This window comes from Saonia flava (assembly GCF_011927795.1).
Taxonomy (GTDB): Bacteria; Bacteroidota; Bacteroidia; order Flavobacteriales; family Flavobacteriaceae; genus Saonia; species Saonia flava.
The window spans coordinates 1,376,006-1,389,513 of record NZ_JAATJJ010000001.1 but is presented as its reverse complement, the minus strand read 5'-3'; the positions used below and the strand labels follow the sequence as shown (position 1 = coordinate 1,389,513).

Annotated in this window: 12 protein-coding genes; 4 read left to right on the top strand and 8 right to left on the bottom strand. The window is 35.1% G+C overall.

What is annotated here, in order from left to right; all coding sequences use genetic code 11:
• Positions 1-59 precede the first annotated feature (59 nt).
• Positions 60-329, bottom strand: a complete 270-nt coding sequence (rpsO, locus tag GGR42_RS06175) for a 30S ribosomal protein S15 (RefSeq protein WP_167961948.1) — start codon at positions 327-329, stop codon at positions 60-62.
• A 158-nt stretch (positions 330-487) separates the two neighbouring features.
• On the opposite strand from rpsO, the gene GGR42_RS06170 reads away from it, so the two are divergent.
• On the top strand, positions 488-1,243 hold the full coding sequence (locus GGR42_RS06170; RefSeq protein ID WP_167961946.1) for a hypothetical protein: 756 nt from the start codon (positions 488-490) through the stop codon (positions 1,241-1,243).
• Positions 1,244-1,246: 3 nt separating this feature from the next.
• On the opposite strand, the gene accD is transcribed toward GGR42_RS06170, so the two are convergent.
• From accD to tamL, 3 genes are all read right to left on the bottom strand, one after another.
• Positions 1,247-2,107, bottom strand: coding sequence for an acetyl-CoA carboxylase, carboxyltransferase subunit beta (gene accD / locus GGR42_RS06165; protein WP_167961944.1), 861 nt, complete (start codon positions 2,105-2,107; stop codon positions 1,247-1,249).
• A 34-nt stretch (positions 2,108-2,141) separates the two neighbouring features.
• Entirely contained in the window at positions 2,142-3,209 is a 1,068-nt protein-coding gene (gene fbaA, locus GGR42_RS06160; RefSeq protein ID WP_167961941.1) for a class II fructose-bisphosphate aldolase, read from the bottom strand.
• A gap of 66 nt (positions 3,210-3,275) precedes the next feature.
• The gene (gene tamL / locus GGR42_RS06155; protein WP_167961939.1) at positions 3,276-5,864 is read right to left on the bottom strand and encodes a translocation and assembly module lipoprotein TamL; all 2,589 of its coding nucleotides are present in this window, start codon (positions 5,862-5,864) and stop codon (positions 3,276-3,278) included.
• A 23-nt stretch (positions 5,865-5,887) separates the two neighbouring features.
• Between tamL and GGR42_RS06150 the strand changes: the two genes are divergently transcribed.
• Positions 5,888-6,613: a TrmH family RNA methyltransferase gene (locus tag GGR42_RS06150; protein ID WP_167961937.1), complete on the top strand. Its 726-nt coding sequence runs from the start codon at positions 5,888-5,890 to the stop codon at positions 6,611-6,613.
• Between the two features lie 8 nt (positions 6,614-6,621).
• Here GGR42_RS06150 and porT read toward each other — a convergent pair whose 3' ends face one another.
• Positions 6,622-7,317: a type IX secretion/gliding motility protein PorT/SprT gene (gene porT, locus GGR42_RS06145; RefSeq protein WP_167961935.1), complete on the bottom strand. Its 696-nt coding sequence runs from the start codon at positions 7,315-7,317 to the stop codon at positions 6,622-6,624.
• A gap of 4 nt (positions 7,318-7,321) precedes the next feature.
• Positions 7,322-8,050: a bifunctional demethylmenaquinone methyltransferase/2-methoxy-6-polyprenyl-1,4-benzoquinol methylase UbiE gene (gene ubiE, locus GGR42_RS06140; RefSeq protein WP_167961933.1), complete on the bottom strand. Its 729-nt coding sequence runs from the start codon at positions 8,048-8,050 to the stop codon at positions 7,322-7,324.
• 248 nt (positions 8,051-8,298) lie between these two features.
• Between ubiE and trkA the strand changes: the two genes are divergently transcribed.
• Both trkA and GGR42_RS06130 read left to right on the top strand, forming a co-directional pair.
• On the top strand, positions 8,299-9,648 hold the full coding sequence (gene trkA, locus GGR42_RS06135; protein WP_167961931.1) for a Trk system potassium transporter TrkA: 1,350 nt from the start codon (positions 8,299-8,301) through the stop codon (positions 9,646-9,648).
• Positions 9,648-11,138 (top strand): TrkH family potassium uptake protein, encoded by a 1,491-nt coding sequence (locus GGR42_RS06130; protein WP_167961929.1) that lies wholly within the window; start codon positions 9,648-9,650, stop codon positions 11,136-11,138. The genes trkA and GGR42_RS06130 overlap by 1 nt, the downstream gene beginning before the upstream one ends.
• A gap of 65 nt (positions 11,139-11,203) precedes the next feature.
• Here GGR42_RS06130 and GGR42_RS06125 read toward each other — a convergent pair whose 3' ends face one another.
• Both GGR42_RS06125 and GGR42_RS06120 read right to left on the bottom strand, forming a co-directional pair.
• Positions 11,204-12,391, bottom strand: a complete 1,188-nt coding sequence (locus tag GGR42_RS06125) for a pyridoxal phosphate-dependent aminotransferase (protein ID WP_167961927.1) — start codon at positions 12,389-12,391, stop codon at positions 11,204-11,206.
• A gap of 15 nt (positions 12,392-12,406) precedes the next feature.
• Positions 12,407-13,507, bottom strand: coding sequence for a fatty acid desaturase family protein (locus GGR42_RS06120; RefSeq protein WP_167961925.1), 1,101 nt, complete (start codon positions 13,505-13,507; stop codon positions 12,407-12,409).
• Position 13,508: the final 1 nt, after the last annotated feature.

The window sequence follows — 13,508 nt, the reverse complement described above, 5'->3', positions numbered from 1 at the left end:
AATTTTATAATTAGGACTTTATGTTGAAAAAAAGGGAAGCTTAGCTTCCCCTTTTTTTTTTATTTTCTAATATTCAATTCTTTAATTACAGCACGATATTTTTCAATATCCTTCTTCTTTAAATAATCTAAAAGGCTTCTCCTTTTACCTACCAATTTAACCAAAGAACGCTCTGTGTTATAATCTTTACGATTATTTTTTAAGTGCCCGGTTAAGTGATTGATACGGTGCGTGAATAATGCAATTTGTCCTTCTGTAGAACCTGTGTTCTTTTCAGAACCGCCGTGCTTTTTAAAAATGTCGGCTTTTACTTCCTTTGTTAAATACATTCCAATATTATTTTAAATGATTTTTATGTATATGATTGATTTTCAATCAGGGCGCAAATATACAATTAATTTATAATATTGTTTTGGTATATAACTTAATATGTTGCAATATCATTTTTCTGAAAACGTTAAAGCTTTACCTACAGCGATAAATTATTATGAGAATTTTCAAGTTTGGCACCTATTCTATTAAAATTAAATCATTGACTAAGAATGATTTGAACCTTATGGGAAATTATGATCATTTGGATTTTTCTTTTCATCAAAAAGTATTTCATTTTTGGTACATCCCTCTTTTTCCCGTTGAAAAGTATTGGGCAATATTTAAAAAGGGAACAAAAGAAAAATTCTTGGATTCTACTCCAGAAATTAGGAATAAGTTGGATATGGCCCTTTTAAAGACTAAAAGCCCTCTATGGTCATTTTCAGGGACATTGATATTGGCGTTTCCCATTTTAATTGGTTTGTTCTATGTCCTTTATGGAACATTTGATGTGTCCAAAGATAATTTTTCCAAATGGAGGAAAAAGGAGGAAAGGATAGATAAGAAAGAGCTTTATGCTAATGATCCCCAGATAGGTGATGTATACACTTTTAAGGTTTTGGAAGTGGATCCAGTGACTGATGTGAACGGTCACATTGTAAAATATGAACCTAATTTATATTTTCGAGCTTCTAGTATTGATTTTGAATTGAATTATATTGCTCTGGATTCATTAGGATTTATAATGTTGAGACCTGATGAATTTGAGATAAATAAAAGGAATCTGAAAGAAGAAATAAAACTTTCAAAAAAAGAATTACTCCCTGCCTTAAAAGACTATCGCAATCTTAAAATTCTCAATGGAAAATTTTATAGCGAAAAAGGGTCAAAATTAATTACCGGTATTTTTAAGATATCTAGAGGTCAGTAACTATTATTTTCTAATAGGATTGTTCTGTATTAAATCTATGTATTGGTTTACTTTCTTTTTAAGGTCTCTTCGGTGGGAGATAAAATCCAAAAAACCATGTTCTTTAAGGAATTCTGAAGTTTGGAAACCTTCTGGCAATTCTTTTCCAGTGGTATCTTTTACAACACGGGGCCCTGCAAAACCAATCAATGCCCCAGGTTCTGCTATATTAATGTCGCCAAGCATTGCGTAAGAAGCAGTTGTGCCACCTGTAGTTGGGTCCGTGCATAAAGATATGTAAGGAATATTAGCTTCGGCAAGTTGGGCCAATTTAGCAGATGTTTTTGCCAGTTGCATCAAAGACAAAGCAGCCTCCATCATTCTTGCGCCACCAGATTTGGATATCATTAAAAAAGGGATTTTCTTTTTAATTGAATAATCAATTGCCCTAGCAATTTTTTCTCCAACTACACTTCCCATAGAACCTCCAATGAAACTGAAATCCATTGCGGCAATAACCAAATCTTTGCCCAATGATTTTCCAACAGCGGTTCTAACAGCATCCTTTAATCCTGTTTTCTTCTCCGCTGCTTTAAGTCTATCCGTATATTTTTTGGTGTCTTCAAATTTTAAGGGATCTTTGGATGTTAACTTGGCATCCAATTCCCTAAATTTATTATCATCAAAAAAAATCTGAAAATATTCCTTGCTTCCTATTCTAACATGGTAGTCGTCCTCTGGACTAACGTAAAAGTTTTTTGCTAATTCTTCCGATTCAACAATTTTTCCTGTGGGAGACTTATACCAAAGCCCTTTTGGTGTGTCTTTTTTTTCCTCTGTTGCTGTTTGGATTCCTTTTTCCGTTCTCTTAAACCATGCTGTCATACGTCAAAAATAATATTAGAAGGATGTTGTTAAATTATAATGTATTTACATTGTTAAGGTCTTCAAAGGCTTTCTTTAATCTCTCCACAAAAGTTTTTTCCCCTTCGCGCAACCATACTCGTGGGTCATAATACTTTTTGTTAGGCTCATCGCTTCCATTTGGGTTTCCTATTTGCCCTTGTAAATAGTCTTTTTTATCTTGAACATAATCTCTTACACCTGCAAGGAAAGCATACTGTAAATCTGTATCAATGTTCATTTTGATAACTCCGTAGCTAATGCCTTCTCTAATTTCTTCTACAGTAGATCCAGAGCCACCGTGGAAAACAAAATCTATGTGATTATGCTCCACACCATATTTTTCTGAAATATATTCTTGAGAATTTTTGAGAATTTTTGGCGTCAATTTTACATTGCCCGGCTTGTAAACTCCATGTACATTTCCAAAAGCTGCTGCAATGGTAAATCGAGGACTTACTTTAGATAGTTCTTCATATGCATAGGCCACTTCTTCGGGCTGAGTGTACAATTTAGAATCATCCACATCAGAATTGTCAACACCATCTTCTTCGCCACCCGTAATTCCAAGCTCAATCTCTAATGTCATATCCATTTTGGCCATTCTTGCCAAATATTCTTTACAGATTTCAATATTTTCTTCGATAGGCTCTTCTGATAAATCTATCATATGTGAACTGAAAAGTGATTTTCCAGTTTCCGCATAATGCTTTTCACTGGCATCTAAAAGACCATCTATCCAAGGTAACAACTTTTTTGCACAGTGATCGGTATGTAAAATAACAGTTGCGCCATAGGCTTCAGCTAATTGATGTACATGCTTTGCTCCAGCGACAGCACCTGCAATAGCTGCTTTTTGCCCCTCATTGGACAATCCTTTTCCTGCATTGAATTGGGCGCCGCCATTTGAAAACTGTATAATGACGGGAGCATTTAAGCTAACCGCAGTTTCCAGTACCCCGTTGATAGTGTTGGAGCCTATTACATTTACAGCAGGAAGGGCAAATCCCTTTTCTTTTGCATAATTAAAAATTTCTTGAACTTCATCTCCTGTGGCAACTCCTGCTTTGATATTGTGGGACATAATTTTGGTCTGTTATCTGTTAGTTGTGTTAAAAATATCGGCACAAATGTACTAAAATTATTAGGTCTAAAAAGGATAATTTATACCTATATTAAAAACAGCATTGGCAAAATTGTATTCACTAAACCATCTTTGGGAAGTTACTTTTGCAGGGTTGTAGGTTTTAAATCCTGTATCTAGGCGAATAACAAAATATGTAAAATCATAACGAAGACCAAAACCTGTTCCCAGAGCTATATCTGCTAGAGAACTAAAACCATTGAAAGTGGCATCTGTGTCGTCCACATTGTCCCAAACATTCCAAATATTTCCTGCATCGGCAAATAAAGCTCCCTTTATGTCACCTGCGATAGGAAAACGGTATTCCATATTAAGGGCCAATTTAAGGTTGGCTTCATTAAAATCATTGACTTCTTGTGTTTTGCCAGGACCTAGGGAATAGACATTCCAAGCTCTATTATCGTTAGATCCACCGGCAAAATAACTTCTGGTAAATGGTATGTTGTTAGAATTTCCATAGGGTATGGCGATGCCAAAGAAACTTCTCATTGCCAATACATTTGAGCCCGTAAGGTCCCAATGTTTAATATAATCAAATTCTGTTTTTACATATTGGGAGTAGGGAACATCAAAAACAAGTAGATTGGCATTTTCATCTTGATTAAAAGTGACAATATTGGACATGGCCGATAAAAGATTGCCAGCGCTCTCCAGTTTAAATCTAAATTGGTAAAAATCATTATCATTTATTCCATTTTTATTGTTTTTGGTATAGGAATAATTGGTTGCAAAAATAAGATTATCCTGCGTAAGCCTTTCTCTACGTTCCTCAATACTTCTAACTTCATTATAACCTTCTGTGCCCGGTGAAATTAGACCATTGTTCAGTGCCTCATCTATAAATCCAGTTGTGCCATCAGGTATTGTTAAAGCTGGGTCTGTGTTATCATCAAATAAAGGAATAAGCTCTGGGTATTCAATGGGATTATCATAGCCATTTGCAATTTCATCCAATCTTCTATACGAATTTTGGTACTCAACAAAATACCTACTCGTATTCAAATTTCTTACAAATTGAAGGTTCAACAATTCAATATTGTTTTTTTTAAAATTAGTGGGCGCCCAATTATAGCTGAGTATACTATTAAAAGTTTGCTTATCTAATCCAATGTTTTTTTGAAAACTGGTACCTATGGACATTCTTGTCTGTGGTAGCATATAATATGGGATGATTTTTTCTGTATTGAACAGAGGCATCCAAATTCTAGGGAATGTCAAATTGATGTCGCCACCTATTTCTGAAAAAAAATCCTCGGACAATGAACGGTCAGCTAAAAGACCAAAAGTTCCCCTAGCTGAAAAACTTAAGGTTTCTGCACCTCTAAACACATTTCTTATAACCAGAGATTGACTAAAGGCAAATCCTAAGCGTTGAATATCAGAATGTGTAACATCAAAATTTGTTTCCGATGAATATTTTGGTCGTGCCGCTAAATAAATGTTGGATGTAAGTTTAGTATGGGTGCTATCTTGAATAAGGTCTATACTGGGATATTTAAAAGTATTTAGATTGGTTATTTGTCTATAGGTTCGCAATCTATCTATGTCTCTGTAGATGCTGTCTTTTTCCAAAAAAACAGAATTGACAAGGGCCTTAGGTCTATAACGTAATTTGCCCTTATGGTAAATAGTGATATTTTCATAATCTACCGATTGAAGCGAGTCTTTCTCTTCGTTAAATAAATAATCGGTGTAAATATTAATTTTGTTAAACTTATGGACCTTATATTCGGATGTTGTTAAAGTATTTTCACTTCTTGATTTTAGATTGTCAATATTGAGCTCAATATCCATTTTTTGATCATCATGGGTTGTTGTGGTGTCCCTAAGAATTGTGTATTTTATGGAGCTTTCCTGAAAATTATAAATACCAGAATTTCTAAAAAGAGATGTAAGCCTTTCCCTTTCATAAGTAAAATTGTTTAGGTCAAATTGATTTCCAGAAACAATAAGAGACTCATCTGTTTGACTTTTATAAATTGAATCAATAGCTTTTGAACTGATATCACTGGTGATAGAGTCTATTATGTAGGGTTTTCCCAAGTCTATGCTGTAATCTATTTGGGCTCGTTGCTTTCTATTGCTATTTACAATGTGGTAATCTGTTTTGTTGTTAAAATAACCTTTACTACCATAGTAGGCCTCCAGCCTATTTAAGGATTTGGTCGTTCTTGATGTGTCTATTACAGTAGGAGGTTCGCCAATATTTTTGAGCCATTCACTATATCCTTTTACCAAAAAGGACTCCCCTAATCTATCCACTTGTTTTGTTGATAGCCAATTGGTAAGGCGTTGCTCTCTTTTTTCTTTTTTATGTAACCAGTCTTGGTAAGATGAGTCTGGGTTTTGTTTGGCCAAATTGTATAAATTAAGCCTTAATGGATAGCCTAATAGCGTACTGTTGGGTTTTTGAACAATTAAACTTTTTATATCATCGTTTGTTACTTTTTCACCATCAGCGTAAATGGTATTTTTGGTAAGTAAAAGCTCGTCTTCCCCAACCCTTTTGAGAGTATTGCATGAGGCAATGATAGCACATAGTAATAATAAACCTATTTTTGCTATGTATTCAGTAAGACTCTTTTGGGTATTCATGAAATCAAAAATACATTATTTGTATGGTTGTTAAAAGCCAGATAAAGTTTATAAAAAGCTTACAGCAAAAAAAGTACCGAAATCAACATGGTAAGTTTGTTGTAGAAGGTATTAAGGTTGTAAAGGAGCTTATGGCTTCGCATATTAATGCAGAGGTTGTTTATAGTACAGATGTTGAATTTGTTGAAAAGCATAAGGATGTGGCCGAATTGATTTCGGAAGCTGATTTAAAAAAAATAAGCTCCCTACATACTCCCAATAAAGTTGTTGGAATTTTTAATATTCCAACTCCCCAGCAAATTGATACTGCTGATTGGACCGTGGCTTTGGATGATGTGCGTGATCCTGGAAATTTAGGAACAATAATACGCTTATGCGACTGGTTTGGGATAAAAACTTTGTTGTGCTCTCACAATACTGTAGATTGTTATAATCCAAAAGTGCTTCAGGCCACTATGGGCTCTATAAGTCGGGTTAATATAATGTATGCTGATTTAAAAACTTATTTTGAAGGTTCTGCTGTTCCAATTTTTGGAGCTTTTATGGATGGTGATGTTGTTTACAAGGAACCTATGCCAAAATTTGGAATCTTGGTTATGGGGAATGAAGCTAATGGTATTTCTAATGAAATAGAAGCTCTTGTGACCAGAAAAGTGAGTATCCCACAATTTGGCAGCAAAACTGCTGAATCCTTAAATGTGGCTACTGCTACCGCTATTTTATTGAATGAAATTAAAAGGAGTGAGTAAATCTGTTTTTACTCAAAAGTAAAGTTTACAAAAATCCCTCGGGTGCGCATGGCATCAATATTCCCTGTCCATGGGCTGTCTGGGTCAACATCTCTTACCAATTCATCACTTAAGGCAAAAACACCTCTAATAGAAGGAGCAAACTTAAAATATTGGGTGTAAAAATCAATTCCAAATCCCAGTTCATAATAATAGGTTATTTTTTTCATTCTAAAAGTACCGCTACTATTATCGTCCAAACTGTCTTGGTTGCTTCCAAGGTTTAGGGAAGAAGATGCTCCACCAATTAAAAAAGGTTTCCAATTCCCTAATCTTTTGGCGCTAACTTTCAACAACAAGGGAAAATTTATGTAAGTGGATTTAACTTCTCTAATGGCATCATTTTCTGCGGTAAAACCTGGAAACCCCATTATTCGTTGGGTATAATGTAAGCCAGGTTCAAAACGAACATCCAAAAATTCATTAATTCGCATCTCGCCAATTAAACCAACATTGAACCCAAAAGATTTGTCTACCAAAATATCTGGTAGGTCATCCTTATATTCAAACTGAAAATCATATTGATTAAAACCCAGAAAGTAGCCAAAATTTAAAAAAGGCTTGTCTTCATTTTCAAGATTTAAAATGGGCTTTTCGTTAAACTGTGCTTGTGCAGGGGCTAAAAAAAGTAAAAATCCCGCTAAGAGGGGAAAAATATTTTTCATGTATTTATTTTGTTGCAACATAAATGGATGCAACCCCAAATGTTTGGGGTCTGTTCTCTATACCTATAAACCCAATTTTGTCCAAAATATTGTTGAAGGCTTTGCCATGAGGAAATACAGAGGCCGATTCACATAAATAACTATAAGCCGATTGATCCTTTGAAAAAATTTTTCCTATAAGGGGCAATATATTTTTAGTATAAAATGAATAACCTTGTTTGTATGGGGTTTTGGTTGGGACAGAGGTTTCCAAAACAACAAAAGTTCCAGAAGGCTTTAAAACCCTATAGATTTCGGACAATCCTTTTTCAAGGTTTTCAAAATTGCGTACTCCAAAGGCAACGGTAATGGCATCAAATGTATTCTCATTAAAAGGTAAGTTTTCACTATCACCCACAACCATTTCAATAGTTGAATCTAACTTTTTTTCAGCCACTTTTTTCTTGCCTATTTCTAGCATTCCAGGTGAAATATCTAAACCAATAATATTTTTAGCTCCGGTTTTTACTAGATTAATGGCCAAATCCCCAGTCCCTGTGGCAATATCCAAAATAGTTTGTGGTTGTTTTTTGGTAAGTATGGAAACTACCCGCTTTCTCCATTTTATATCAATTCCAAAAGAAATTACTCTGTTAAGTCCATCATAATTTCCAGAAATAGCGTCAAACATTTTGGTAACCTGTTCTTTTTTCCCCAATTGGGAATCTTTGTATGGGGTAATTTTCTCTGCCATGTTACTATTTTGGGCAAATATACAAGTACAGATTGATTCTTTTGTAAAAGATGTGTTGAGAATCCCTTGATGGATACATATTCTTGGAATAATATAAACAGGAAAATTAATTTATGTAATTTTGTCCCAAGATAAAGAACTCTTTTATTTAGTCATTATCTATCAGGGCATTAGAAGCTTTGGATTGCTACATGTTAATTACCTACAAGATATAGGTCTTACCCTATGAAGAACAATTTTAAGAACAAATGAAAATAATAATTGCTGGAGCAGGTGAAGTGGGTTTTCATTTGGCAAAACTACTATCGTACGAATCTCAAAATATTACTTTAATTGATATTAATAAAGAAAATCTTTCCTATGCGGATAGTCATTTGGATATAAGGGTTTTAAAGGGCGATGCCACTTCAATATCTGTATTATTGGATGCGCAGGCGGAGAAGTCAGATTTGGTGATTGGAGTTACAGCCTCCGAAACCACCAATATTACACTATGTATGTTGGCCAAGCAGTTGGGATGTAAAAGAACCATTGCAAGAATATCCAATACAGAATTTGTTGACTATAAAGAACTTGTTAAGTTTGATGAGTTGGGAATTGACGAACTTATTTCCCCAGAAGAATTGGCTGCAACAGAGATTCAGTTGTTATTGAATCAGTCAGCTTTTAATGATACCTATGAGTTTGAAGACGGTGCTTTGATAATGGTTGGGGTATCCTTGCCAAAATCGGCTCCATTTGTAGGTAAAATGGTTAAAGAAGCTGCCAAGATATTTCCAGAGCTACATTTTATGCCCATTGCCATTCAACGAGCAGGTACCCAGTACACATTGATTCCTAGAGGTGATACAGTTTTTAAGGAAGAAGATCAAGTGTATTTTGTTACATCTAAAGGTGGAGTGGATGAATTGTATAAGTTAACAGGAAAGAAAAAAGAGGAAATTAAGAATGTAATGATTCTTGGTGGGAGTAAGGTAGGTTTTAAAACAGCCAGAGATCTATGTGCCAAAAAGTTTAATGTAAAAGTAATTGAAAAAAATAAAGAAAAGGCTTTTGAAATAGCTGATGGATTGCCCAATGCTTTGATAATTAATGGAGATGGTAGTAATGTGGAATTATTGGAAGAGGAGAGTCTGGAATCCATGGATGCTTTTATTGCGGTTACAGGAAACTCCGAAACCAATATTATGTCCTGCTTGGTAGCAAAATCAAGGCATATTAAAAAGACGATTGCATTGGTAGAGAATATGGATTATTTTCAGTTGTCACACTCCATAGGAATAGATACGCTTATCAATAAAAAGCTATTGGCTGCCAATAATATTTTTAGGTATGTTAGAAAAGGAGAAGTTGTTGCCTTGACTAGATTGAACAACCTAAATTCTGAAATTTTGGAGTTTATTGTAAAACCAACTTCTATTGTAAATGGCAAAATCATACGTGAACTGGATTTTCCAAGGTCGGCAACCATAGGTGGTGTAGTGCGTGATGGAGAAGGAATTATCGCTCTAGGTGATTTTAAGATTATGCAAGGGGATAGGGTTGTGGTATGTTGTTTGCCAAGGGCTATTCCAAAAATTGAAAAGCTGTTTTTGTAATGGGTCTAAATTCCAAAATTATTATTCACCTTATGGGATTGCTGTTGCTTTGCAATGGCTTTTTTATGTTGATTGCCGCTTTTGTAAGTGGTATATATAAAGATGGCGTAACCTTGGATATAACCCTTGCGGCAATTGTTACCATGCTCATTGGCGTTTTGGCCATGTTTTATACTAGGGGCCATAAAAAGGAGGTAAAGCGTAAAGAGGGATACATTATTGTCACCTTTGGCTGGCTGGTTATGTCAGCTTCAGGAATGTTTCCCTACTTATTTTCTGATGCAATTCCAGATGTGACCAATGCATTTTTTGAAACCATTTCTGGATATACCACAACGGGGGCATCTATTTTGGATGATATAGAATCCATGCCAGAAGGAATTCTTTTCTGGCGCAGTCTTACCCATTGGATAGGTGGTATGGGAATTATTGTTTTGGCCATTGCTATCCTACCTTTATTGGGAATTGGTGGAATGCAATTGTTTGCTGCTGAAGCTCCTGGCCCAAGTAGTGATAAATTGCACCCTAGAATAACGGATACGGCTAAAAGGCTATGGTTTATTTACTTAGGTTATACGGTTGCAGAAACTATTTTATTAAAATTGGCAGGAATGTCTTTTTTTGATGCTATTAATCATTCTTTGGCAACTTTGTCCACAGGAGGTTTTTCTACCAAAAATGCCAGTTTGGCCTATTGGAACAACCAACCCATCATTCAATATATTGTAATATTCTTTATGTTTTTAGCAGGTAGTAATTTCGTACTCAGCTATTTTGCTTTTAAAGGTAAAATACAACGAATCATAAAAGATGAAGAGTTTAAATACTATACCATATTTATTGTGCTTTTTGCAATTGTTTCGGCTTTGGTTATTTATTTCAATGCCAATGTTCCTTTGTCAGATTACCACCCTATGGTATGGGGAAAAGAAGAAAGTTCTTTTAGGCATGCATTGTTTCAAGTTGTGGCAGTTATTACCACAACTGGGTTTGTAAGTGCTGATTTTACCAGTTGGACACCCTTTCTAACGGTTTTCTTTTTTGGGCTTTTCTTTTTGGGAGGCTCTGCAGGTTCTACAGCAGGTGGTATTAAGGTGATGCGCCATTTATTAATTATTAAGAATGGATTATTGGAATTTAAAAGGACTTTGCATCCAAATGCTATTATTCCTGTTAGGTATAATAATAAAACTGTACAAGAGCATATTGTTTATAATATCATTGCATTTTTTGTGCTTTATATGTTATTGTTCATAATTGGCTCATTAGGACTCGGTTTTTTAGGGTTAGATTTTCAATCTGCCATCGGGGGTGCGGCATCTTCCTTGGGGAATGTAGGACCGGCTTTGGGAAGCCTTAATCCTATAAGTAATTTTAATAGTCTGCCAGATGCAGGGAAATGGTGGTGTGGTTTTTTAATGTTGGCAGGTAGATTGGAACTTTTTACCGTACTTATTTTGTTGACACCTTATTTTTGGAAGTCAACATAGCAAAAAAAATCGGTCATTAGCTACTAAGATAGTTAATGACCGATTTATACTATTTTATTTATTTTTTAAACTACTGCTTTTATTCTAGAAATAGCTTCCTTTATTTCTTTTTCTGATGCGGCATATGAAATACGGATGCAATTACCATTTCCAAAGGCATCACCGGTCACAGTAGCCACATTGGCTTTTTCCAATAAATACATTGCAAAATCTGAAGCATTATTGATTGTAGTGCCATTCAATGTTTTTCCAAAAAAATGAGTCACATCTGGATATACATAAAATGCACCTTCTGGCTCATTACATTTAAAACCTTCAATATCATTTAGTAAACCTAAAATCAGTTTACGTCTTTCTTTGAATTCATCTACCATATACTTTATACGGGTTGGGGATTCTAACAAAGCAGTAATAACTGCTCTTTGGGCAATACAATTGGCTCCACTGGTCACTTGTCCTTGTAGTTTATTACATGCTCTAGCAATATATGTGGGAGCACCAATGTACCCAATTCTCCATCCGGTCATGGCAAATGCTTTAGCAACACCATTTACAGTTACAGTTCTATCAGCCATATCCTCAAAAGCTCCCATGGATGCATGTTCTGTAACGCCATAGTTAATATGCTCATAAATTTCATCGCTAACAACAATAATTTGAGGGTATTTTTGAAGAACGTCTGCCAATGCACGTAATTCTTTTTTGCTATAAATAGATCCACTGGGATTACAAGGAGAGCTGTACCAAAGCATTTTTGTCTTTGGTGTTATGGCTGCTTCCAATTGTTCTGGAGTCATCTTAAAATCCGTGTCAATGGAGGTTGCAACTTCCACAGGAACACCATCTGCCAATTTAACTATATCACTATAGCTTACCCAATAAGGGCAAGGTAAAATCACTTCATCTCCTTTGTTTAAACAAACTTGGGCCAGGTTATAAAGTGCCTGCTTGGCACCGGTCGAAACTACAATTTGTGAAGGATCATAGGTGATGTTGTTATCCCTTTTAAACTTTGTGATAATGGCATTTTTAAGCTCCACGTAACCATCAACTGGCGTATAGGAATTATAGCCTTGATTAATCGCTTCAATAGCTGCATCCTTAATATAATCGGGAGTTTTAAAATCCGGCTCCCCTAAACTTAAACCAATAATGTCTTTTCCTGAAGCCCTTAATTCTCGTGCCTTTGCTGCCATTTCTAGGGTAGCAGAAGGTGTTAGGCTATTAATCCTATCTGATAATTGGTTACTCATAAGTTGAATAATTTGCTAGTACTGTAAAGCTGGATTTTTACCCAACTCTTTTAAATGTTTGAAGTGCGAAATTATGGCTTTTCTTGTAGTTTTATATTCGTTATAAGGCAAATTAAACTCTTTGGCCGTTTGTTTCACAATTTTGGAGATTTTTGTGTAATGTATATGGCTAATGTGGGGGAATATATGATGTTCCACTTGGTGGTTAAGCCCACCAGTAAACCAGTTTACAATTCTATTTTTAGTGCCAAAATTTACGGTTGTAAGCAATTGATGTATGGCCCAAGTGTTCTTCATGGTACCACTTTCATCCGGCAATGGAGTTTCAGCATCATCAACAACATGTGCCAATTGAAAAACTACACTTAAAATAACTCCGGCAACATAATGCATGATAAAGAAACCTAAAAGTATTTTCCACCATGCTATATCAACAAAAATTAAAGGAAGTACTATCCAAATTGAGATATATAGTATTTTGGTAATGACCAAGGTGCTCCAATTGGTTACTTTGTTTGGTAGTTTTCCATAGGACAATTTACGCTTCATGTACCGGTACATCTGTTGAAAATCTGTTGTAATTGCCCAATTAAAAGTTAATAAACCATATAGGAAAACAGAATAAAAATGTTGAAACTTGTGATGTTTTCGCCATTCAGCATGCTTGGAGAATCTAAGAATTCGACCTGCTTCCAAATCCTCATCATGGTTATGGATATTCGTGTATGTGTGGTGTAAGACATTATGTTGTACTTGCCAATTGTATACATTGCCAGCAAGAATATAGATACTTCCTCCCATCAATTTATTAATCCACTTTTTGTTGGAATAAGAACCATGATTTCCATCGTGCATTACGTTCATGCCAACACCGGCCATTCCTACTCCCATGACTACTGTTAACAATAGGTACGCCCATACAGGAAGGTTTAATGTTAAAATTAAAAAGTAAGGAGCTAAAAACATTGAGAACATTACTATGGTCTTTAAATGTAATTTCCAGTTCCCTGTTTTTTTTACTTGGTTTTCCTTGAAATAGGTATTTACTCTTTGATTAAGTGTTTTAAAGAATTGGGTTGAATCTTTTCTAGAAAATCGGATAGGCCCTTTTTCCATA